The organism is Pseudomonas sp. KCJK9058 (assembly GCF_046230975.1).
Lineage (GTDB): Bacteria > Pseudomonadota > Gammaproteobacteria > Pseudomonadales > Pseudomonadaceae > Aquipseudomonas > Aquipseudomonas alloputida.
Genome location: NZ_JBJJLR010000017.1, coordinates 22808 through 44805, shown reverse-complemented (window position 1 = coordinate 44805; position 21998 = coordinate 22808). Strand labels below are relative to the sequence as shown.

General features: G+C 62.2%; 23 protein-coding genes. 13 read left to right on the top strand and 10 right to left on the bottom strand.

Annotation, left to right across the window (positions count from 1 at the left end):
- Positions 1-17: 17 nt before the first annotated feature.
- Complete coding sequence (locus ACK59Z_RS11940; protein ID WP_012051411.1) at positions 18-1358, bottom strand: PLP-dependent aminotransferase family protein; 1341 nt, start codon at positions 1356-1358, stop codon at positions 18-20.
- A 172-nt stretch (positions 1359-1530) separates the two neighbouring features.
- On the opposite strand from ACK59Z_RS11940, the gene ACK59Z_RS11935 reads away from it, so the two are divergent.
- From ACK59Z_RS11935 to ACK59Z_RS11920, 4 genes are read left to right on the top strand one after another with little or no spacing between them, the layout of a single operon-like run.
- Positions 1531-2244, top strand: a complete 714-nt coding sequence (locus ACK59Z_RS11935) for a serine O-acetyltransferase (protein ID WP_003254905.1) — start codon at positions 1531-1533, stop codon at positions 2242-2244.
- Entirely contained in the window at positions 2241-3029 is a 789-nt protein-coding gene (locus tag ACK59Z_RS11930) for an alanyl-tRNA editing protein (RefSeq protein WP_004576216.1), read from the top strand. Before ACK59Z_RS11935 ends, ACK59Z_RS11930 begins: the two co-directional genes overlap by 4 nt.
- Positions 3026-4237, top strand: coding sequence for an MFS transporter (locus ACK59Z_RS11925; RefSeq protein ID WP_100774495.1), 1212 nt, complete (start codon positions 3026-3028; stop codon positions 4235-4237). Before ACK59Z_RS11930 ends, ACK59Z_RS11925 begins: the two co-directional genes overlap by 4 nt.
- The gene (locus tag ACK59Z_RS11920; RefSeq protein ID WP_003254902.1) at positions 4234-5136 is read left to right on the top strand and encodes a pyridoxal-phosphate dependent enzyme; all 903 of its coding nucleotides are present in this window, start codon (positions 4234-4236) and stop codon (positions 5134-5136) included. Before ACK59Z_RS11925 ends, ACK59Z_RS11920 begins: the two co-directional genes overlap by 4 nt.
- A gap of 167 nt (positions 5137-5303) precedes the next feature.
- Here the strand turns inward: ACK59Z_RS11920 and ACK59Z_RS11915 are convergent, their stop codons facing one another.
- Genes ACK59Z_RS11915 through ACK59Z_RS11900 form a run of 4 tightly spaced genes read right to left on the bottom strand, consistent with a single transcriptional unit; the run spans position 5304 to position 6958 of the window.
- Positions 5304-5501 carry an SEC-C metal-binding domain-containing protein gene (locus ACK59Z_RS11915; RefSeq protein WP_003254900.1) on the bottom strand — a complete coding sequence of 66 codons (198 nt, stop codon included), beginning with the start codon at positions 5499-5501 and terminating at the stop codon, positions 5304-5306.
- A gap of 7 nt (positions 5502-5508) precedes the next feature.
- A complete protein-coding gene (locus ACK59Z_RS11910; protein ID WP_003254899.1) occupies positions 5509-5982 on the bottom strand; it encodes an LEA type 2 family protein in 474 nt (157 codons plus the stop codon).
- Positions 5983-5984: 2 nt separating this feature from the next.
- The gene (locus tag ACK59Z_RS11905; protein ID WP_003254897.1) at positions 5985-6461 is read right to left on the bottom strand and encodes a YchJ family protein; all 477 of its coding nucleotides are present in this window, start codon (positions 6459-6461) and stop codon (positions 5985-5987) included.
- A 2-nt stretch (positions 6462-6463) separates the two neighbouring features.
- Positions 6464-6958 carry a DUF6231 family protein gene (locus tag ACK59Z_RS11900; protein WP_108191751.1) on the bottom strand — a complete coding sequence of 165 codons (495 nt, stop codon included), beginning with the start codon at positions 6956-6958 and terminating at the stop codon, positions 6464-6466.
- A gap of 159 nt (positions 6959-7117) precedes the next feature.
- Here ACK59Z_RS11900 and ACK59Z_RS11895 point away from each other — a divergent pair, with 159 nt between their 5' ends.
- The 3 genes from ACK59Z_RS11895 to ACK59Z_RS11885 all read left to right on the top strand — a co-directional run bounded on the left by ACK59Z_RS11895 (position 7118) and on the right by ACK59Z_RS11885 (position 8993).
- Complete coding sequence (locus ACK59Z_RS11895) at positions 7118-7810, top strand: OmpA family protein (RefSeq protein WP_003254894.1); 693 nt, start codon at positions 7118-7120, stop codon at positions 7808-7810.
- Between the two features lie 89 nt (positions 7811-7899).
- Positions 7900-8619 carry an OmpA family protein gene (locus ACK59Z_RS11890; RefSeq protein WP_003254893.1) on the top strand — a complete coding sequence of 240 codons (720 nt, stop codon included), beginning with the start codon at positions 7900-7902 and terminating at the stop codon, positions 8617-8619.
- Positions 8620-8717: 98 nt separating this feature from the next.
- Complete coding sequence (locus ACK59Z_RS11885; protein WP_003254892.1) at positions 8718-8993, top strand: DUF1145 domain-containing protein; 276 nt, start codon at positions 8718-8720, stop codon at positions 8991-8993.
- Positions 8994-9115: 122 nt separating this feature from the next.
- Here ACK59Z_RS11885 and ACK59Z_RS11880 read toward each other — a convergent pair whose 3' ends face one another.
- On the bottom strand, positions 9116-9580 hold the full coding sequence (locus ACK59Z_RS11880; protein ID WP_003254890.1) for a CopD family protein: 465 nt from the start codon (positions 9578-9580) through the stop codon (positions 9116-9118).
- A 98-nt stretch (positions 9581-9678) separates the two neighbouring features.
- On the opposite strand from ACK59Z_RS11880, the gene dinG reads away from it, so the two are divergent.
- From dinG to pdxH, 5 genes are all read left to right on the top strand, one after another.
- A complete protein-coding gene (gene dinG / locus ACK59Z_RS11875; protein ID WP_003254889.1) occupies positions 9679-11823 on the top strand; it encodes an ATP-dependent DNA helicase DinG in 2145 nt (714 codons plus the stop codon).
- A 79-nt stretch (positions 11824-11902) separates the two neighbouring features.
- Positions 11903-14137 carry a beta-galactosidase gene (locus ACK59Z_RS11870; RefSeq protein WP_108191750.1) on the top strand — a complete coding sequence of 745 codons (2235 nt, stop codon included), beginning with the start codon at positions 11903-11905 and terminating at the stop codon, positions 14135-14137.
- Positions 14138-14271: 134 nt separating this feature from the next.
- A complete protein-coding gene (locus ACK59Z_RS11865) occupies positions 14272-15417 on the top strand; it encodes a serine hydrolase domain-containing protein (RefSeq protein ID WP_108191749.1) in 1146 nt (381 codons plus the stop codon).
- Between the two features lie 99 nt (positions 15418-15516).
- Complete coding sequence (locus ACK59Z_RS11860) at positions 15517-16494, top strand: OmpA family protein (RefSeq protein WP_003254886.1); 978 nt, start codon at positions 15517-15519, stop codon at positions 16492-16494.
- 19 nt (positions 16495-16513) lie between these two features.
- Entirely contained in the window at positions 16514-17161 is a 648-nt protein-coding gene (gene pdxH / locus ACK59Z_RS11855) for a pyridoxamine 5'-phosphate oxidase (RefSeq protein WP_003254885.1), read from the top strand.
- A 39-nt stretch (positions 17162-17200) separates the two neighbouring features.
- Here the strand turns inward: pdxH and ACK59Z_RS11850 are convergent, their stop codons facing one another.
- Positions 17201-17434, bottom strand: a complete 234-nt coding sequence (locus ACK59Z_RS11850; protein WP_003254884.1) for a hypothetical protein — start codon at positions 17432-17434, stop codon at positions 17201-17203.
- A gap of 147 nt (positions 17435-17581) precedes the next feature.
- Here ACK59Z_RS11850 and ACK59Z_RS11845 point away from each other — a divergent pair, with 147 nt between their 5' ends.
- The gene (locus ACK59Z_RS11845) at positions 17582-18046 is read left to right on the top strand and encodes a glycine zipper 2TM domain-containing protein (protein ID WP_003254883.1); all 465 of its coding nucleotides are present in this window, start codon (positions 17582-17584) and stop codon (positions 18044-18046) included.
- Positions 18047-18115: 69 nt separating this feature from the next.
- On the opposite strand, the gene nhaA is transcribed toward ACK59Z_RS11845, so the two are convergent.
- The 3 genes from nhaA to ACK59Z_RS11830 all read right to left on the bottom strand — a co-directional run bounded on the left by nhaA (position 18116) and on the right by ACK59Z_RS11830 (position 21988).
- Positions 18116-19309 (bottom strand): Na+/H+ antiporter NhaA, encoded by a 1194-nt coding sequence (gene nhaA / locus ACK59Z_RS11840; RefSeq protein WP_029380530.1) that lies wholly within the window; start codon positions 19307-19309, stop codon positions 18116-18118.
- Between the two features lie 293 nt (positions 19310-19602).
- The gene (locus ACK59Z_RS11835) at positions 19603-21210 is read right to left on the bottom strand and encodes an NAD(P)/FAD-dependent oxidoreductase (RefSeq protein WP_019750617.1); all 1608 of its coding nucleotides are present in this window, start codon (positions 21208-21210) and stop codon (positions 19603-19605) included.
- Positions 21211-21313: 103 nt separating this feature from the next.
- Positions 21314-21988, bottom strand: coding sequence for a COG3650 family protein (locus tag ACK59Z_RS11830; RefSeq protein WP_108191748.1), 675 nt, complete (start codon positions 21986-21988; stop codon positions 21314-21316).
- Between the last annotated feature and the right edge of the window lie 10 nt (positions 21989-21998).

Here is a 21998-nt window from a genome sequence, read left to right as displayed (position 1 = left end):
TATTTGATCGCGCCGGGTCAAACCTCGAAGTGCTCGGCCAAGGCGTCGGAAAAATGCGTGCAATTAATGCGCGTGTAGCGTTGGTAGTCACGGCTCACCGCGAATGCAGAGCCCGGCATCAGCAGGATCTTGTGTTGCTCCAGTTTACGCATGAAAGGTTGCAGGTCGGGCAAGTCCGGGTGGTAGACCCAAAGGAACATCCCCCCTTGCGGTGCAATGTCGAACTGCCAGCCGCGCTCGAGCAGCAAGCGTTGGGTTTGCACTTGCTGGCGGATCAGGCGCTGCTGCACGTCTTTCATGTGCCGGGCATACGTGCCATCCGACAATATGGTGTTGACGAAGCGTTCGCAAAACGCGGGGACGGCGACGCAGGTCAGCAGTTTAAGGCGTGTGAGCGGTTCGATCAGGTCTTGCGAGCAGGCAATGAACCCCACGCGCAGCGATGCCGACAGGCATTTGGAGAAGCTGCCGATGTAGATAACCCGGTCAAGGTTGTCCAGCTCGGCAAAGGTCTGGCGCACAGCAGGGCTGAAGTCCCCATAGACATCGTCCTCGACCACGAAGAACTCGTGCTCCACCGCCAGGCGCAGGACGCTGAAGGCGTTGTGCGGGCTGATGTTGCTGCCGGTCGGGTTGTGGAAGGTGCTGTTGCAGAAAAACGCCTTGACCTTGTGCCTGGCCAGGTGGCTTCTCATTTCTTCCACATCTGGCCCGTCCTGGGTCCGCCGAATGCCGACGACGTGCCCGCCTGCCAGTTGGATCAGCTTGATCAGGTTGCCGTTGCCCGGCTCGTCGACGAAAACGTGGTCGCCCGGTTTGATCAGCAACCGTGCAACCAAGTCCAGGCCTTGCGTGGCACCCAGTGTGGTCAGCAACTGGTTGGGCCGGGCTTCGACACGGGTCAGCCGTTTCATGTGCACGCACAGCTGTTTGCGCATGGGCAGGTACCCCTGGATGTCGCCGTACTCTGCCAGCGAGCTTTGCTCCAGCCGCGCCGTGCGACGAATTGCCTTGGCCAGCAGTTCGGTGTCGCGCCACGCGGGGGGCAGCCAGCCGCTGCCCAGCTTGGTGAAGTGCTGGCCGCCCTGCAGCAGCCGGAACAGGGGGTCGCCGGCCATGCATTCGGGTTCGTGGATCACGCTGGTCTGCCTGGCGCGGTTTGCCACGAAGTAGCCTCGCCCAGGTGATGCCGTCAATACCCCTTCGCTGACCAGCTGGGCATAGGCCGACACGACGTCGTGGTAACTGAAGTCCACTGCAGCGGTCAGCTTGCGGATGGAGGGCATGCGTTGCCCGGGCAACCACTCGCCTGCATCCAGGCGTTGTTTCAAAAGGTGATGAAGGCTGCAGGGGATCATGGCAGGTCCGAAACCGTTAGAAAAAAAAGCCTAACAGTTAACGGAAATGCTTGTCGACTGTTCGTTTGCAAATGGCCAGCACATGCCAATATCCCCGTGTCGGAACTTTCGGCTGCCAACAAAGGCGGCACTTTTAGCGTCTGTGCAGACCAGACAACTGGATATCAAGCCCATGCACCCTATGGACATGCAATCAGCCGTCATTGCCAGGCTTCCTGTCCCTGACGAACTGGAGTCATTCAAAGTTGTAAAGAATCTTGTGACCTCGGCGTTATTGGAGTGTTGTTCAATCGTCGAGTTCGAAGCACTGAAAGAAACACCGGTCATTGAACGTGTGACTGAACAGGCACATGCCGATTTACAGGCATTTGCCATGAAAGATCCGGCTGCCGGCCGCGACCTGGTCTTCATTGCAAAAACCTACACCTCTTATTCTGCGGTTTTGCATTATCGGCTGGCCCATTGGATCTACAACAATAGCGCCGCGACCTACGGCGCCGGCGGTCAATGCCTGGCCGCCATGATCTCCAGGCGCGGAAAAATGCTTTCGGGGGCGGAGATCCATTTCCGCAGCCGCATTGGTGCGCGCTTCATCATCGATCACGGCATGGGCACCGTCATTGGTGAAACGTCGACCATTGGTGACGATTGCTACGTGCTTGGCGGCGTAACCCTGGGCGCCCGCGGTATCAGTGACAACCCCTCGAGCCCCAGGCACCCGACGTTGGGTAACCGGGTGCAGATCGGCGCTTTCGCCAGTGTGCTGGGCGCTATTCATGTCGGTGACGGTGCGTTTATCGGGCCGGGCTGCATTGTGACCAAAGACGTCCCGGCCGCTGCCCGGGTACAGGTTAAAACATCATTGCAGGTGGTATTGGAATCATGAACGCTCTGAACTATGAAGTTTTAAGAAATACCGAAAAACTGTATTACAAAGACCAGTACCTGGCGGGCGCGAATACGCAAGTAGCGCGGGTGCACAGTGACGGCATCGAGTTGCTGAGTACGGTGGCCTATCCAGAAGGGGGGGGCCAGGAAGCGGACTTCGGCACCATTGAATTACCGGTGGGTACCGTGCGATTCGTCTGGGTTAAAAAACTCTACGGTAGCCCTATTCGCCTGGACGGTTTCAAAGGCGGAAAACTGGGCGGCATTATTATTCACAGCCTGCACCCGGATGATTTACACCTGTTGGATGAAGTCACCGTAGGCATGCCGGCCCGCGTCACTATCGATATTGAACGGCGCGAACGGCTGACGTTGTCTCACAGTGCCAGCCACTTCCTATATGCCGCCGCCATCGGGCTGCGTGAAGAACTGAAGCAATGGACGATCGGCTGCCATATCAAGGAGGACACGGCCCGTTTCGACTTCCTGGTCGAGGACGCTTTCACGGCTGAAGACGTACTTGAAATAGAACGACGGGCGAATGAACTGATTGGCTGCGATGCGCCGATCGAGCACTACGCGGTTCAAGGCCTGGAAGACGCGCGTTTGTGGACCTACGACGGCATCGAAATCCCGTGCGGTGGTACGCACCTCGATTCGCCTCGGCGTATCGGGCGCCTTAGCGTCAAGCGCAAACGCCTGGGTAAAGGCAAGGAACGGCTGATCTGCGTGTTCCCCGAGGCCGAAATCGACTTGTCCACTTATCACGAGCACGCACTATGAACAGCACGTTACCGCGGCGCACGTACCTGTACTTCACCGCACAGTCGATCAACCTGACGACTGCCGTGATGTCGGTGACGATGGCCGCCATTGTCGGGGCTGCTCTGGCGCCTGATGCCGCATGGTCCACGGTGCCGTACGGGTTCCAGTTTCTGTGCCTGATGTTGGCAACTTATCCGGTCTCCAGGCTGATGAGCCGCATCGGCCGTAAAAAGGCGTTCATGCTGGGCGCGATTCCCCTGGCGCTGTCTGGCGTCAGCGGCTTTCTGGCGGTGGAGCACCAGCATTTTCCAACGCTGGTCCTCAGCCACTCTGCATTGGGTGTGTACATCGCGTTCGCCAACTTCAACCGGTTCGCGGCAACCGACAATCTTTCCCAGGCCTTGAAGCCCAAGGCACTTTCGCTGGTCGTGGCGGGCGGGGTCATCGCGGCTGTCGTCGGGCCGACGCTTACCGAGTGGCTGCGTGACGTGGGTGGTTACCCGCTGTTTTCGCTGTGTTATGCCGCATTTGTCGGCCTGGCGTTGCTTTCATTGTTGATTGCGCTGTGCCTGCCCAACGATGCCGGTATGACCAGCGCGGTCAACAGCGCAGCAAAGCCGGCCAGTGTCCGTGCCGAGCCGGCAGGCCCGAGCGTGGTTGTGGCAATGGCTGTCGCTGCGCTGGGCTACGGGATCATGAACCTGCTGATGATCCAGGCCTCAATGCACATGAAACACATGCACGAGGACTTCACTGACGTCCGCCTGGCGATCCAGTGGCATGTGATTGCCATGTTTGCCCCGTCGTTCTTCACCGGCGCCATCATCCAGCGGCTGGGTATCAAGACCACCATTTGTGCGGGCCTGGCCCTGTTGATCGGTTGCTCGGCGATGAATATCTGGTCGCACAGCTACGCCATGATGACCTTGGCACTGATTGCCCTCGGGCTGGGCTGGAACCTCACTTACGTAGGCGGAGGTGCCTTGCTGGCCCAGTCACTGCAGAACAGCCCGGCAGCGATGCAGATGCAGGGCAAGAACGACCTGGCGATTGCCATTTTTGCCACCCTCGGCGCATTCAGCCCCTCGTTGTTGCTGAGCTCGGTTGGCTGGGACGGTACCAACGCCATCTGCATGGTCCTCTGCCTGGGGCTGCTGGTTGCCACCGCCAGCCTGCTGCAGAACAAGGCCTGCCTGCAAACGTCAATGGAAGGTAGCCGCAAATGAGCGAGCTCATCAGTGTCAGCGATCGTATCTACACCAAGCTGGAAATGAACAACCCGGGCGGTAGCCACAAATACCGGGCGGCGCGGCGGATCATCGAACATGCCGTGCGCAAGGGTGACATCATTCCCGGGGTGACGACCGTCATCGAAAAAACCGGTGGCAGCTTCGGCTTTGGCTTGCTGGCGGCCTGCCACAAGTACCAGGTCGCCGTAGAGCTGGCGGTCGGGCTGAGCTTCAGCCAGACCAAGCGGGATCTGCTGGAGTGTTTCGGTGCCCGACTGATCGGCAAGGAAATGCTGATGGCCGGTGCCACACCCAAGGACGTGGTGATGCATCACCTGGATAACCAGGCCGCGTTGGGCAAGTCATACTTCTACACCGACCAGTTCAACAACCCGGTGGGCATCGAGGCCCATCGTTATCAGACCGCCAGTGAACTGGCCGTGCAACTGACCAACGCCGGGGCAGGGCGGCAGATCCTGTTCGTGGGCTGTGCGGGTACTGGCGCCAGTTTCACGGGTATCACCCTGGGGCTGAAAGACCATGGCTTCGACGTGTCGACGGTGCTGGTCGACCCCAATGGCTGTGATTCGAGGGCTGGCGTGTTCGCCGATCATCGTTTTGAAGGCATGGCCGTGGGCGTTTGCCCGCCGTTCATGGACTGGTCGCTGGTGGACGAGCGAGCTCAGGTGCAACATGCAGAAATGCTCGCAGCACAGCGCTGGTTCTACATGCAGAGTGGCATTTTCGTCGGTAATACAGCCGCTGCCTGCCTGGCGGTTGCCCAGCGCATGGCCCAGCACCCGCGGTATGTCGAGACCACCCTGGTGACCATCGCCTATGATGCCGGCCTCTGGTACCAGGATCTGCTGGGGGCTAACCGGCGAAAGGCCGCGTAGCCTCCTGTGTCAGTCTCATGATCCAGAGGCTGGCACGCTACCTGGGGAGCGGGCAAGCACGCGAAGCATGCGACGCGGTGTATGGCACGGGCTTCGCCCGTGTTCGCGGGCGTGTCCGCTCCCACAGTGATCGCGCAATCGCTCAGATGTTGAATCGCGTCAGTCGATCAGGCGCCGTGGCACTTCTTGTACTTCTTTTCGCTACCGCACGGGCACGGGTCGTTACGGCCAACGTCCTTCAGGGCGTTGCGCACCGGCTCCTGGTGGCCGTGGTTGCAGTGCGGGCCGTGTACATGGCCGTGGTCGTGGTGGTGATCATGGTCATGGTTGCAGTCAGGGCCATGAACGTGGGGTTGTTGGGACATTGCAGGGTTACTCCGGTATGTGATCGCCGGGGATTATCTCACCACTGCGCGAGATGTGCAGGTCCTGATGGATGAGCAATCCGGTCGCCAGTTCGCCCTGCAGGGTGTAATGCAGCGGCTGCTTGCTTCTGAGCAGCTTGGCCAGTGGCTTCAGGTGCTGCCACAGGTTGGTTCGTGCGGTGATCTTGAAAGTGCGCCCTGCGTGCCCGCCCACGCTGCGCCATATGCTGGCTTCATCCTGCACCAGTAGCAGGTCATTGAGGCGTATTGCATACGACACGTTACGAATGAACAGGCGGCTGTCATTGGGGTTGTCGACCCGCAGATGCAACACGAACTCCTGTTCCAGCAACCTGGCCTTGACCGTTTCGACCTCGACCAGATGCACTTCGGGTTCGCGCCAGTCCTCACCCCAACTGGCACAGCCCGTCAGCCATGCCAGTAGCGCACCGAGCAGTAGCAGACGGGTGCGCTTGATCATGTTCAGTTCCCTACGTAGCTGGCGCAGCATTTCTTGAATTTGTGCCCGCTGGCGCAGGGGCAGGGGTCGTTGCGCCCGGCCTTCAACCCGACCGTTGGGTCGATGAAGTACCAGCGGCCGGCATGCTGGACGAACGCCGAGCGTTCGCGGTGCTGATGATCGCCGTCTTGGTCGTGCCAGCGTGCGGTGAAGGTGACGAAGCTGTGCTCGGGTTGGCCGCCCAGCACTTCTGCGCTTTCCACCTCCAGGCCCAGCCAGGTGCTCTGTGCACTCCAGTCGGCCATGGCAGCACGGTCCAGGCCGGCTTGCTGGGCCGGTAGGGTGGTGGCTACCAGGTAGTCGACCAGGCCCAGCACGTAGGCACTGTAGCGTGAGCGCATCAGGGCCTGGGCATCCGGTGCCGGGGTACCGGCATGGTAATGCCCGCAGCAGGCGTCAAGCAGGTTGCCACTGCCACAAGGGCAGACCGAGACACTCATCATCACCACCAGTACTTGCCGAAGTTTTCAGGGTTGGCCCAGAACCTGGCATTGAGCCAGTCCGGGACCTGCTTATAGTCATGTAGATCATAGGTGAACAGGCTCAAAACCTGTTGCTCACGGCAGAATTTCTCGCTGGCCGACATGGCCAGGGCGAAAAAGTCGGTGTCCTGCCAGCCGCAGGCAGCCAGGTCGGCCAGCACTGCAACCCGGCTGGCATTGAGGTTGCGAATGCCGCCGAGCAGCTCCAGGCCGGTGCGCTTGGGCAAGTGCTCCAGGCAGTCCACTAGTACCGCCAGGTCAAAGCGCTTGGCGGCCAGTTCAGCCGGCAGCGGGCCAGGGGCGGCGGTGTCGATGGTCACCTGGGGGTGCGCCTGGGCGAAGGCGTCCAGCGCTGGAAAGCGCGTACCCACCAGCAGCAGCCGTTGTGGAATGAAGCGCTCGAGCAGGGCTGCCAGGGCCTGTTGCGGGGTGCGTTTGGAGAAACCTTCGGTCATTGCCATTCCTCGTTCAAGTCATCCAAGACTAGCGGGCTGCGGCGTGCGGGCAAAGGGGCATGTGACCGTGTCGTAGCTTATTGCTGGCAGGGTTGGAATGCGCGGTCTTTACTCCCAGAGATCGGCCTTATGCCGATTCCCCCTAGGAGAAGCAATGAAATGAGCATAGTACGCACAGCGATACCCCTGGTACTGCTCACCAGTGTGTTGACTGGTTGTGCAGGTTTGCAAAAAACCGACTGGCCGAAATGTGCCGCCGTCGGGGGTGTAGGCGGCGCCGCCCTGGGCGCCATCGAAAGTTCCAGCTGGGCTGGCTGGGGTGCGTTGCTGGGCGGTGGCCTGGCGGCGGGCTATTGCTGGGCCCATGGCGATGGCGACGAGGATGGCGACGGCGTGCCCGACAGCCGTGACAAGTGCCCTGGCACCCCGCGTGGTGTGCAGGTCGATGCCAACGGATGCCCGCCTGAGCCGGTTGCGGTGGTCGAAGAAGTGGTGGTGCAGAAGGAAGAAGTCATTGTCATCCGCGATGTGCACTTCGAGTTCGATTCTGCGCGCCTGACGGCCAGTGACAAAGAGCGCCTCAATACCATTGCCACGCGCCTGAAACAGGAAGCGCCCTCTGCCCGCCTTAGCGTCAGCGGCCATACCGACAGCGTCGGTTCCGACAGCTACAACCAGAAACTGTCCGAGCGACGTGCCCATTCGGTGACCGACTACCTGGTCGAGAGCGGTGTACCGCGCAGCAGCTTCGTTTCGGTGGTCGGCGCGGGTGAAACCCAGCCGGTGGCAGACAACGCCACGGCCGAAGGGCGTGCCATGAACCGTCGTACCGAGATCAAGATCCAGCGGTAAGACGGCGGGCGCCCGTGCCTCGAGCAGTGGCACGGGCGCGTCTTCATGCCGGCCAGCCGTTTGTGGCCAATGACACAGGAGCATTCAGCATGAGTGTGACGTCGAAGGCGGCATTGCCGCTGTTGGTGGCTGCCAGCCTGCTCGCGGGCTGCGCTACGCACAGCGATGGCAGCGCGCCCCTCAATCAAAGGACCTGGCCCATCTGTAGCCTGCTGGGCGGCTTGGTCGGTGGTGGCCTTGGTGCCATCGAGAGTTCTTCCTGGGCTGCCGGTGGCGGCGCCTTGGGTGCCATCGCCGGCGGGCTGATTTGTTACGCCCAGGACGGTGACGAAGATGGTGACGGCATTTTCGACCGGCGCGATCACTGCCCCGAGACCCCTGCCAACACGGCGGTCGACCACATGGGTTGCCCACTGAAGCAGTACCCGGCCGCGCCACCTGCCAGTGCACCCGAACCCTCGCCAGAGGTGATCACCCTCGATGACAACGGCGCGGTGATGTTCGCCTTCGACTCCGCCGAACTGACGCCGGCGGCCCAGCAACGCCTGCAAGGCCTGGTGGCGAAACTCAATTCACCGACAGTGACCAAGGTCCGTGTGATCGGGCACACCGACGGTGTGGGCTCCGACAGCTACAACCAGGCACTTTCCGAACGCCGCGCCAGCAGCGTTGCCGAGTACCTGATCGGCCAGGGCCTGGAGATGGGCAAGGTCACCAGCCAGGGCCGTGGGGAAAGCGAGCCGGTTACCGACAACGAAACCGAGGAGGGCCGCGCGCGCAACCGACGGGTGGAGTTGCACCTCAACTGAGTGGTGCTGGCGCCTGTCTTGGCCTTGCCGTTAATGTTGTTCGCACGGTTTGCTCGATCAGGCCACCTCGACATGACAACTCTCTATAGGGGCGTGGTATGAAGTTCATCCTGGGCCTGGGCAAGGTCCTGACGGTCGCTTTCTGGGGAGTGGTGCTGTTCAATCAGCTGATGCCACAACCCTTGCCCTTCAATCTGCTGATCAATGCCGCAGGCATCGTCTTGTTTGGCCTGCACCTGCTTGAAGTGCTGTTTTTCAATCGCAGCCTGCGCGGGCGCAGTCACCGCTGGTTTGACCGTTTGCAAATCCTGCTGACGGGTATCTTCCATGTCATGTCCATTCCCCGTCCGCGGGAGGCGCCGCGGGTGAACTGATCTTGCAGCGCCTCTGATGCTCACTGCGATCCCTTGCCGAAGCGGGCTTGCCCACGAACACCGGCAACGCCGGCGCCATGCACCGTGGCACCGGCTTCGCTGCAGGTTGCACGCAGCGCCTGTCAGATGACCAGTCGCGAACTGGCCACCGCAACCACTGCCAGCCCCAGCAGCAGATTGATCCCCACCATCCGCCGAATGCGCCCCAGTACCGCCGCACCCGTCGGCCAGTCCTCGGCCTGCACCGCTGCCTTCAATTCCGGCAGCAGCAACGCCTGAATGCGCATGAACAAGGCAAACATGGCGATCCCGCCACCGATCATCACGTGCACGTACCGGGGCGCCGTCTCGAAACCGCTGAAGCGCATGTGCAACATGCCGATACCACTTATCGCCAAAATCGCCACCGCCAGCCAGACCCAGCCGAAGAAGCGTCGGAAAACTTCCACCCACAAGCGCAGGCGGGCAGGCCCTTCAAGGGCTGCAACCGTTGCCGGGCGCAGCACCAGCCAGGCGAAGAACATGCCGCCGACCCATACGAGTGCGGCCAGAACATGCAGGGTGTAGGGCAGGGCAAAGGCGAGCATTCGGATCTCCATGCGGCAGAAAGGGCAATAGCGGGGTATGATAGCCGCCCCATGCGAAACACTGAAAATATATCCAGCCCTCCGGGCGCCTGCAGACCATGATCAGCAACGAACTCAAAGCCACTATCCAGGGCGCCTATTCGCGTTTTCTCGAAGCCAAGAGCCTCAAGCCGCGCTATGGGCAGCGCCTGATGATCGCCGAAGTGGCCAAAGTGCTTGGCGACATTGCCTGCGACGATGAAGGCCGCCGCGCTGGCGAGCCTGCCGTGGTGGCCGTGGAAGCGGGCACCGGTACCGGCAAGACGGTAGCCTACAGCCTGGCGGCCATCCCGGCTGCCAAGGCCGCCGGCAAACGCCTGGTGATCGCCACGGCCACCGTGGCCCTGCAGGAACAGATCGTCTTCAAGGACCTGCCCGACCTGATGCGCAGCAGCGGCCTCAACTTCAGTTTCGCCCTGGCCAAGGGCCGTGGCCGCTATCTGTGCCTGTCCAAGCTCGATATCCTGTTGCAGGAAGGCCACGCCCAGTCAGCCACGGCTCAGTTGTTCGAGGAAGAAGGCTTCCGCATCGAAGTCGACGAGCGCAGCCAGAAGCTGTTCAATAGCATGATCGAGAAGCTTGCCGGCAACCGCTGGGACGGTGACCGTGACAGCTGGCCAGAGGCCCTGGAAGACCAGGACTGGGCACGGCTGACCACCGACCACAGCCAGTGCACCGGCCGCCACTGCCCCAACTTCCAGCAGTGCGTGTTCTACAAGGCCCGCGAAGGCATGGGCAAGGTCGATGTGATCGTCACCAACCACGACATGGTCCTGGCCGACCTGGCCCTGGGTGGCGGTGCAGTGTTGCCCGACCCACGCGATACCATGTACGTGTTCGACGAAGGCCATCATCTGCCAGACAAGGCCATCGGCCATTTCGCCCATTATTCGCGGCTGCGTTCCACCGCCGACTGGCTGGAACAGACCGCCAAGAACCTGACCAAATTGCTGGCCCAGCATCCGCTGCCCGGCGACCTGGGCAAGTACATCGAGCAGGTGCCGGAGCTGGCGCGAGAAGTACGCACCCAGCAGCAGTTCATGTTCACCCTTTGTGAACAGGTGGCTGACTTCCGTCCCAGCGAGGACACCGAAGGCCGTGAGCGCCCGCGTTACCGTTTCGAGGGTGGGGTGGTGCCGGAGCAGATTCGTGAAGTGGGCATCGAACTGAAAAAGGGCTTTGCCCGCCTCAACGATCTGTTCACCCGCCTGGCTGACCTGCTCAAGGAAGGCATGGACGGCGAGGTCAATATCGGCATCGCCAGCCACCAGGCCGAAGAGTGGTATCCGCTGTTCGGCAGCCTGGTCACCCGTGCCCAGGGTAACTGGGAGCTGTGGACGGCCTTCACCGCCGAAGACCCGGAAGACAGCCCGCCCATGGCGCGCTGGCTGACCTTGGCCGAAAGTGGCGCGCTGTTCGACATCGAAGTCAACGCCAGCCCCATCCTCGCCGCCGATATGCTGCGGCGTAGCCTGTGGAGCGTGGCCCACGGCGCGCTGGTGACCTCGGCGACATTGACCGCGCTGGGCAAGTTCGACCGTTTCCGCATGCGCTCGGGGTTGCCGCGCGACGCAGTCACCTGCGTGGTGCCCAGCCCGTTCGTGCATGGCGATGCCGGCCTGTTGCGGGTCCCCGACCTGCAGGCCGACCCACGCGATGCAGCAGCGCACACCGCGGCGATCATCCGCGAGCTGCCGAACATCGTCGAGGATGCCCGTGGCGCGCTGGTGTTGTTCTCGTCACGCAAGCAGATGCAGGATGTGTTTGACGGTCTGGACCGTGACTGGCGCAAGCTGGTGCTCATCCAGGGTAACCTTTCAAAGCAGGAAACCCTGAACAAGCACAAGGCGCGGGTCGACGATGGCCAGCACAGCGTGCTGTTTGGCCTGGCCAGCTTTGCCGAAGGTGTCGACCTGCCGGGTGCGTATTGCGAGCACGTGGTCATCGCCAAAATTCCCTTTGCTGTGCCCGACGACCCGGTCGAAGCTGCGCTGGCCGAGTGGATCGAGGCACGTGGCGGCAACCCGTTCATGGAAATTGCCGTGCCTGACGCCTCGTTGAAGCTGATCCAGGCCTGCGGCCGCCTTCTGCGTACCGAGCAGGATCGCGGCGTTATCACCTTGCTTGACCGGCGCTTGGTCACGCAGCGCTACGGCAAGGCTATTCTCAATGCGCTGCCGCCGTTCCGGCGGGAAATTTCCTGACCGCCGGAGCACTTGCGCCGGCGCATTGTCTATCACTCGTCTTGGGCCCGTCAGGGTCCTGAAGGAGAGCCCCAGCCTTATGATCCGCCGCACCCTGCCCGCCGTATTCGCCTTATTGTGCAGTTCGCCCTTGCTGGCCGGGCAGCAGACGCTGTTCAGCTTCGTGCGCCCGGCTTCGGTGGTCAATGTGGCGACGGTGGATGCCGGCATGCCGCAATACAACGCGGAACAAACGGCCGAGGGCGAGGTGTTGCGGCGTGTGGTGTTCAACCCGGCCCAGCAGCCGACCCTACGCCTGAGCCCGCAGAGTGGGGTGTGGGACTGGTCCGCTGGGCAGTTCCTGACCTTGCGCCTGCAAAGTGCCATGGATTGGGCATTGACCGTGGATGTCACCGTGCAAGGCAGCGATGGCCGCACCTTGACCAGCCGTATCGACCTGCCCGCGGGGCCCGCGCAAACCGTGCTGGTGCCCCTGACGGCCAGTTCGCCGTTGGACCAGGGCATGCGCGCCGGCCCGCCGATGCCCTGGAACCATGGTGGTCAGCGCCTCCTTTTGACCAGCAGTGCCGGTGCAATCGACCTCAAGCAGGTGACCTCGGTCAGCCTGACCATCCCCAGCCCCAAGGTGGCGCAGAGCCTGCTGATCGAGCGTGTCGGTATCCAGGATGACGACCAGGCGTACAGGGCGGCCTACCACGAACTGATTGATGCTTATGGCCAGTCGACTCGCGGTAACTGGCCCGAGAAGGTATCCAGTGACGAGCAGCTCAAGGCGGCCGATACCCGTGAACAGCAACAGCTCAAGGGCTGGTTGGCAGAGCGTGGCAAGCAGCAATTGGACGCTTACGGGGGCCTGGTGGGCGGGCCGGCCTTTGCAGCCAAGGGCTTCTTTCGTACCGAAAAGCGTGATGGCCGCTGGTACCTGGTAACGCCGGATGGGCACCCGTTCTATTCCCTGGGGGTGAACGCCGTGGCGGCAGACGGCGGGCGTACGTATGTCGCCGGGCGCGAAGGCATGTTCAAGGCCTTGCCCGCTGAGGGCGATGCATTGGCGGCGTTCTATGGCGAAAGCAACAACGACGATGGCAATGCCTCGTCGCAAGGGCGCAATTTCAAGCAGGGGCGCTGGTTCGACTTCTACGCCGCCAACCTGCAGCGTACCTATGGCAAACCCTGCCCGCCCGCAGTGGAGGGCCAGCCAGCCAGCTGCGCGCCGCCAGTACTGGATGCCGACCGCTGGCAGGCGCATGCGCTTGATCGCCTTCAGGCCTGGGGGTTCAACACCGTTGGCAACTGGAGCGAGCCGGCGCTTGGTCAAGCCAGACGCATGCCGTATACCTTGCCGCTGTCGATCGTAGGCGACTACGCCAGCATCAGCACTGGCATGGACTGGTGGGGCCGCATGCCCGACCCGTTCGACCCGCGCTTTGCCATGGCCACCGAACGTGCCGTGGCCATCGCCGCGCGTGATCACCGTGACGACCCTTGGCTCATCGGTTACTTCGCAGATAACGAACTGGCCTGGGCAGCCCCTGGAAGCGACCCCAAGAGCCGCTATGGCCTGGCCTACGGCACCTTGCGTCTGACCACCGACGTGCCAGCCAAACGCGCATTCCTCAAGCAGTTGCGCGACAAGTATCGCAACCAGGAAGGGTTGTCCAAGGCCTGGGGCATCGAACTGACCGCCTGGGAACTCATGGAAGATCCTGGCTTCGAGGCGCCGTTGCCTGACCCGGAGCATCCGGAAATCGAACGGGACTACCAGCACTTCCAGCGGGTATTTGCCGAGACCTACTTCAAGACCATTTCCGATTCGTTGAAGTGGCATGCGCCCAATCACATGCTCCTGGGTGGCCGCTATGCGGTCAGCACACCGGAGGCGGTCAAGGCCTGCGCCGAGTTCTGCGATGTTCTGAGCTTCAACTTCTATACCCTCAAGCCGCAGGACGGCTACGACTTTGCCCGCCTGGCGGAGCTGGACAAGCCGGTGCTGGTGTCCGAGTTCCAGTTCGGCTCGCGTGATCGCGGGCCGTTCTGGCCGGGGCCATTGGAGCTGGCGCGGGAAGAGGATCGCGGCCCGGCCTACGCAAACTTCCTCAAGGCGGCCCTGGCGCAGCCGATGATCGTTGGTGCGCACTGGTTCCAGTACCTCGACCAACCGGCCAGCGGTCGCCTGCTCGATGGTGAGAACGGCCACCTTGGGCTGGTGGCGATTACCGATATGCCCTATCCAGGGTTTGTCGATGCCGTGCGTAAAAGCAATCTGCAAACCATGAACCAACTGCGTGCCGAGCTGGAAAAACCGGCCCCTTGAGATCAGGCAGATGCAGTCAACCCAGGTGAGAGCGGCCTTGTGTCGCGACCACTTGGCCCAAGCCTGTTTGCAAAACACCCAACTACTGAAACAATGCACACCTTTTTGGATAATGGTCGTACGGAGAGCAGCGGGTGCAGATCCAGGGTCACTATGAGCTGAAGTTCGAAGCTGTGCGCGAAGCGTTTGCCGCGCTGTTCGATGATCCCCAGGAGCGTGGCGCCGCGCTGTGCATCCAGGTGGGTGGCGAAACCGTCGTTGACCTGTGGGCTGGCAGTGCCGACAAGGACGGCCAGCAGGCCTGGCACAGCGATACCATCGCCAACCTGTTCTCCTGCACCAAGACCTTCGCGGCTGTTACCGCCCTGCAGCTGGTCGGCGAGGGCAAGCTGGCCCTCGATTCCCCGGTTGCCAACTACTGGCCCGAGTTTGCCCAGGCAGGCAAGCAGTCGATCACCTTGCGTCAGCTACTCAGCCACCGTGCCGGCTTACCGGCCATACGCAAGCTGTTGCCGGCTGAAGCCTTGTATGACTGGCAGTTCATGGTCGATGCCCTGGCAGCCGAGACACCGTGGTGGACGCCAGGCACAGAACACGGCTATGCCGCCATCACCTATGGCTGGCTGATCGGCGAGCTGATTCGCCGTGCCGACGGCCCTGGCCCTGGCGACTCGATCGTGGCCCGCACCGCCCGCCCATTGGGGCTGGATTTCCATGTTGGCCTGGCCGACGAAGAGTTCCACCGCGTGGCGCATATCGCCCGTGGCAAGGGCAATGCTGGAGACAGTGCAGCGCAACGCTTGCTGCAGGTGACCATGCGCGAGCCTGAGGCACTGTCGACCCGTGCCTTTACCAATCCGCCCGCGATACTGACCAGCACCAACAAACCGGAATGGCGGCGCATGCAGCAGCCAGCGGCCAATGGCCATGGCAACGCACGCAGCCTGGCGGGGTTCTATGCCGGGCTGCTGGACGGCAGCCTGCTTGAGTCCGAACTGCTCGATGAGCTGACCCGCGAGCATAGCCTTGGCCAGGACCGTACCTTGCTCACCCAGACCCGTTTCGGCCTGGGCTGCATGCTCGACCAGCCCGATGTGGCCAATGCCACCTTTGGTCTCGGCGCCCGCGCCTTTGGCCACCCCGGTGCCGGTGGTTCGGTCGGTTTTGCCGACCCGGAGTACGATGTGGCCTTCGGTTTTGTGGTCAATACCCTCGGCCCTTACGTGCTGATGGACCCACGCGCCCAGAAACTGGTACGCGTCCTTGCCAGTTGCCTTTGATCGGGTAATGCGGGTATTGCCACACCCCTTTGACTATCCTCAATGCCAACGCCTGAAGTTCGTAGGCAAAATATCTTTCTATTTCATGGTGTATCGCTGATGTCTTCACATAAAACCTTAGCACTCGCCCTGTGCCTGACCGCCGTTACCGGCTGCGCCAGTCACTCCCCGGACGGCTCCAAGGAAGGTGGCTCCAGCTGGTGGCCTTTCGGTTCGGACAAGGTTGCCGAGCAGGAAGTGAAGTCAGCCGTCACTGAAAACGTGGCCAAAGCCGATGCCAAATCCGAAAGCTCCAGCCGCTGGTGGTGGCCGTTTGGCGGTGACGACAAGCAAGCCAAGGGGCCGGTGGTGCCAAAGATCGATCAGAAGGCCACTCAGGCCTGGCTGGACGAATACGAGCCCAAGCTGCGCGAAGCGATCAAGGACAGCAAGCTGGAGCTGGAGCGTCGTGACAATGTGCTGGCGGTAACCCTGCCGGTGGACAGCTCGTACAATCCCGATCGCCCGAACATGTTGCTGCCCATGTCCCTGGGCCCGATCACCCGCGTCGCCAAGACAGTCGAAGGCGACCCCAAGACTGCCGTACTGGTACTGGGCCATGCCGACAGCAGCGGTGCCGCCGTTGCCAACCAGAAGCTCAGCCTGGAGCGCGCCGCTTCGGTATCGGCCATCTTCCGCCTCAGCGGCCTGCAGCGTGACCGCCTGACCCTCAAGGGCATGGGTTCGGTGATGCCGCGCGCTGCCAACGACAGCGCCGAGGGGCGCGCCCTGAACCGCCGCGTGGAAATGTTGCTGACCCCGCAAAACACCATGGTCGCGCTGCTGGCCAAATACCAGCAGGCCGCCCCGGCACCCGTCCCGGCCTCGATGGTGGCGGTGCAGGATGCCAAGGCACCCGCCGCCAAGGCCGCTGGCAGCAAACCGGCCGTCAAGGCTGCGGCGAAGAAACCTGTAGCCAAGGCCAAAACGCCTGCGAAGACTGCAGCCAAGAAAAAAGCTGCGCCGGCCAAGCCTGCCGCCAAGAAAGCTGCCGTTGACAAGAAAGTAGCTGCCAACAGCCCTGCGAAGACCAACTGATCGTCAAGGAACCGCAGTAATGACCCAATCCCTGGCCGATATGCGCCGCGACTACACCCGTGATGGCCTGGCCGAAGCCCAGGCACCAGGGGAGCCGTTCGCCCTGTTCCACCAGTGGTTCGCCGATGCGGTGAAAACCGAGCAGGTACCGGTAGAAGCCAACGCCATGACCTTGGCCACGGTGGACGGCGAAGGTCGCCCGCATTGCCGTGTTTTGCTGTTGAAGGGGCTCGACGAGCAGGGTTTCACCTTCTTCACCAACTATGACAGCGCCAAGGGCCAGCAACTGCAAGCCAACCCCTTTGCGGCAATGACCTTCTTCTGGCCGGCCCTGGAGCGTCAGGTGCGCATTGAGGGCCGGGTGCAGAAGGTCACGGCGCAGGAGTCGGATGCCTACTACCAGGTACGCCCGCTGGGCAGTCGCCTAGGGGCTTGGGCTTCGCCACAGAGCCGCGTGATTGCCGGGCGTGAAGAGCTGGAGGGCCTGGTTAAGGCCACCGAAGCGCGTTTCTCCGACACCCAGCCGCACTGCCCTGAGCATTGGGGGGGATACCGTTTGTTGCCCGAGCGCATCGAGTTCTGGCAGGGGCGGGCAAGCCGCCTGCATGATCGTTTGAACTATCGGCTGGTGGATGGGCAGTGGCTGCGAGAGCGGCTGGCGCCCTGAGCAACTGGGGCCGCCAAGCGGCCCCAGCCATTGATCAAGCTACCCCGGATAACCTGCCGCCTCGCGCTCCAACCACCCCGCCAGTTGCTTACGCCCCACCTTCTCCTGGCGCGCCTGCGCCAACCTTTCCAGCATGAACGCGCGTTTTTCAGGATCGGCCCCTGCCAGCGACAACGCCAGGTCGCGGTCCATCCAGCGGCGCATGCGCACATACAACCACCAGTGGAAATACAGTCCCGTAACGGTGGTGACCACGACGATGAAGTAATCCATGGCTATTCTTGGTCTCACTTGAAAGGCCTTCGACACAGCCCGGCAGGCTGTACCCCGGCTGAATGAAAACAATTTTATTACGTTTGTACCGTGACAGCCGTCAATGTGCAGCGTCTAATGAGCACCTGACTTATGGAGACTTTACCCATGCGTAAATCCGCTTTGCTGGTGGCGACCTTTACCACCATGTCGCTGCTGCTGGGGGGCTGTGCCTCGAGCTTGACCGGTGACAGCTACTCTCGTGACGAAGCCCGCCGCGTGCAAACCGTGCGTATGGGTACCATCGAATCCCTGCGCCCGGTCAAGATCGAGGGCACCAAGACCCCGATTGGCGGCGGTGCCGGTGCCATTGTGGGTGGCGTAGCCGGCAGCGCCGTGGGCGGTGGCCGTGGCAGCATCGTGGCTGCCGTGATCGGTGCCGTGGCCGGTGGCTTGGCGGGTTCCGCAGCAGAAGAAGGCCTGACCCGTACCCAAGGTGTCGAAATCACCGTTCGTGAAGATGATGGCAGCATGCGCGCCTATGTGCAGGCCGTGCAGGAGAACGAAGTCTTCCGCGTTGGCGAGCGCGTGCGCATCATGACAGTTGACGGTACCAGCCGCGTTTCGCACTGACCGTAGCGCAGTAAAACAAAACCCCGACATGGCTGCTGCCAGTCGGGGTTTTTTCATGCTTCAGCCAAGTCAGGCAACGCTGGTTTTGCGGCTGGCCATTGCGGTGACGGCGTAGCCGATCACCGCGGCAAAGAACGAACCAGTAAGAATACCCATGCGGTCCATGCCGGCATACTCACTGCTACCCGGGGCGAAGGCGAGCGAGCCTACGAACAGGCTCATGGTGAAGCCAATGCCGCAGAGTATCGCCACCCCCAGAATTTGCCCCCAACCCGCACCCGCAGGCAGCGCGGCCAGGCGCAGCTTGACCGCCACCCAGGTCAGGCCGAAAACCCCCACGGTCTTGCCCAGCAACAGGCCGACCGTGATGCCCATCGGCACGGGGTGGATGAAGCTGTCTACGGTCATGCCTGCCAGCGAAACGCCGGCATTGGCGAAGGCGAAAATGGGCAGGATGGCATAGGCCACCCAAGGGTGCAGGGCGTGTTCCAGCGCCAAAAGAGGTGACGATTCAGCATTGCGTGTACGCAGCGGGATGCACAGGGCCAGGGCGACACCGGCCAGAGTGGCGTGCACGCCACTTTTGAGCACGCAGACCCACAGGATCAGGCCAACGATCATGTAGGGCCCGAGCTTGACGACGCCAAGCCGGTTCATCGCCACCAGTACCACCAGACAGGCCGCAGCCAGCAGCAGTGACACACTCGACAGGGTGCCGGAGTAGAACAGGGCGATGACAATGATCGCACCCAGGTCGTCGATGATCGCCAGAGTCATCAGGAACAACTTCAGTGACACCGGTACGCGCTTGCCGAGCAGGGCCAGGACGCCGAGGGCGAAGGCGATGTCGGTGGCGGTAGGGATCGCCCAGCCTGCCACGGCTGCAGGGTTGTCACGGTTGATGAACCAGTAGATCAGCGCTGGCACCACCATGCCGCCCACGGCTGCGGTGGCAGGCAGAATCACTTGTGAGGGCTTGGACAGGTGACCGTCGACCACCTCGCGTTTGACCTCCAGGCCGATGAGCAGGAAGAACAGGGCCATCAGGCCGTCGTTGATCCACAGTAGCAATGGCTTGGCGATGTTCAGCGCGCCGACCTGGACGGCGACGGGTACGTCGAGCAAGCCGCCGTACAGGTAGGACAGTGGCGAGTTGTTGATGATCAGGGCCAGAACGGCGGCGGCGATCAGCAGCAGCCCGCTGGCAGCTTCGAGCTGGAAGAAACGGGTAAACAGGCTACGCACGGGCTGTAGGCCCTCCATGAGCAGTTTACGAAGGGTACGGGCGTACACCCTAGCCTGTAGAGATATGCTTTCAAACAAAAGACATATTCGTTTTTGTTATATGTTGTTGCTGACAGGCCTGGGGCAAGCCTAGATGGATTTGGGGAAGGATGGGGGAAGTCTGGAGTAGGTGCTGGAATAGCTGGAGTAGGTGCTGGAATAGACTGATGCCGGACCGGGCCCTTTCGCGGGTAAACCCGCTCCTACAGGGGACCATTGTTCCGTGTAGGAGCGGGTTTACCCGCGAAGAGGCCCTGTCAGTCGATAAAGAGTCAGAGGCCGAGCATATCCCGCGCCACCGCCTCTGCGATGCGAATGCCATCCACACCGGCTGACAGGATCCCGCCCGCGTACCCGGCCCCTTCACCCGCCGGGAACAGCCCTTTGAGGTTCAGGCTCTGGTAATCCTCACCGCGGGTAATCCGCAGTGGCGACGAGGTACGCGTCTCGATCCCGGTCAACACCGCATCATGCAGGTTATAGCCCTTGATCTGCCGGTCGAACGCCGGCAGTGCCTCCCGAATCGCCTCGATGGCGAAGTCCGGCAGGCTCGGCGCCAAGTCACCCAAGGTCACGCCCGGCTTGTAGGACGGCTCGACACTGCCCAGTGCGGTCGAGGGCCGGCCGGCGACAAAATCACCCACCAGCTGCGCCGGGGCCTGGTAGTTGCTGCCGCCCATTACATAGGCGTGCGCCTCCAGGCGCTCCTGCAGTTCGATACCGGCCAACGGGCCACCCGGGTAGTCGCGCTCGGGGTCGATGCCGACGACGATGCCGGAGTTGGCGTTGCGCTCGTTACGCGAATACTGGCTCATGCCGTTGGTGACGACCCGCCCAGGCTCGCTGGTGGCCGCGACCACGGTGCCACCCGGACACATGCAGAAGCTGTATACCGAGCGGCCATTCTTGGCGTGGTAAACCAGCTTGTAGTCGGCGGCACCCAGTTTCGGGTGGCCGGCATACTTGCCCAGACGTGCCTTGTCGATCAGCGTTTGCGGGTGCTCGATACGGAAGCCCACCGAGAACGGCTTGGCTTCCATGTAGACACCTTTGGCGTGCAGCATGCGGAAGGTGTCGCGGGCGCTGTGGCCCAGCGCCAATACCACATGGCGAGAGTGCAACTGCTCGCCGCTTTCAAGCACTACACCGGTCAGTTGGCCATCTTCGATCAACAGGTCGGTGACCTTCTCCTGGAAGCGCACTTCGGCCCCCAGGGCGATCATGTCCTGGCGCATCTGTTCGACCATGCCGGTGAGGCGGAAGGTGCCGATGTGCGGCTTGTTGATGTACAGGATTTCGTCTGGCGCACCGGCCTTGACGAATTCTTCCAGCACTTTGCGGCCGTGGTGTTGCGGGTCCTTGATCTGGCTGTAAAGCTTGCCGTCCGAGAAGGTACCGGCGCCGCCTTCACCGAACTGCACGTTGGACTCAGGGTTGAGCACGCTTTTACGCCACAGGCCCCAGGTGTCCTTGGTGCGCTGGCGCACTTCCTTGCCGCGTTCGAGGATGATCGGCTTGAAGCCCATTTGTGCCAGCAACAGGCCGGCAAAGATGCCGCACGGGCCGAAACCGACCACGATCGGGCGCTCCTGCAGGCCTGCCGGGGCCTGGCCGACAAACTTGTAGGTGACGTCTGGGGCTGGGCCGATGTTGCGATCATCGGCGAACTTGCTGAGCAGCTCGGCTTCGTTGCTGGCTTCCAGGTCGATGGTGTAGATGAACAGCAGTTCGCTGTTCTTCTTGCGCGCATCGTAGCTGCGCTTGAACAGGTTGAAGCTGAGCAGTTGCTCGTCGCGGATGCCCAGGCGCTGGACGATGGCTTCGCGCAACGCTTCGTCGGGATGGTCCAGGGGCAGCTTCAGTTCGGTGATTCGTAGCATGGCAGGGTCCAGTATCCCGGCCATGGGCGGCCGGCGGCTTTACACAAACCGCCAAGTATAAGCTGTTAGACGCCCTGACTGGCAGGATAAAAGCGCCCGGCGATCAGTTGTCGCGCGCACCACCGTAGTAACCGCAGCCGCGCAGGGTCTGGCCGTCGATGCGCAGTTCGGCGCGCAGGTGGTGGATGGCGCCGGTGGCGTTGTCGACGCAGCGTTGCGGGGCGACCCACAGTTCCACGTGCTGGCCGTTGGCTTCGCTGGTCAGGGTCAGGCCGCCGCCGGGCACTTCTTCTTCGAGAAATGGCAGTGGCAGCGGGTCTTTGCCGATGCGGTTGAGCACCATGCCCTTGCCGCTGGCCTTGATGTCCCAGTCCGGTTCATGGCCATTGGCGCGCAGGGTCAGCTGCTTGAAGTTGGGGTCGTCGCAAGCGCGGGTGGAGGGTTCCAGGCGGTACAGGCGGCTGACTTCCAGCTGGCCGTCGTTGTCGGCCTGCTTGGCGCCCGTGAGGCGACCGCGCACGTCGGCGAACAACTTGGCATTGGCGTCCTTGGCCAGGTTGGCGGACTCCTGCAGGATGCCGGTGCCGGCGACGTCGTTGATCACGAAGCGGCGTGGTTCGCTGCAGGGCTTGAACAACAGGCGGCCGCCGTTGGCGCTCAGTTCGCCCTGCATGCGTGTGGTGCCGATGTTCGGGTCACGGGGCTGCTCGGCCAGTAGCTGGCAGCCAGCGAACAGCGGCAGCAGGGCACTGAGCAGCAGGGTAGGGGTGAGGCGCATGGGGCGGGCT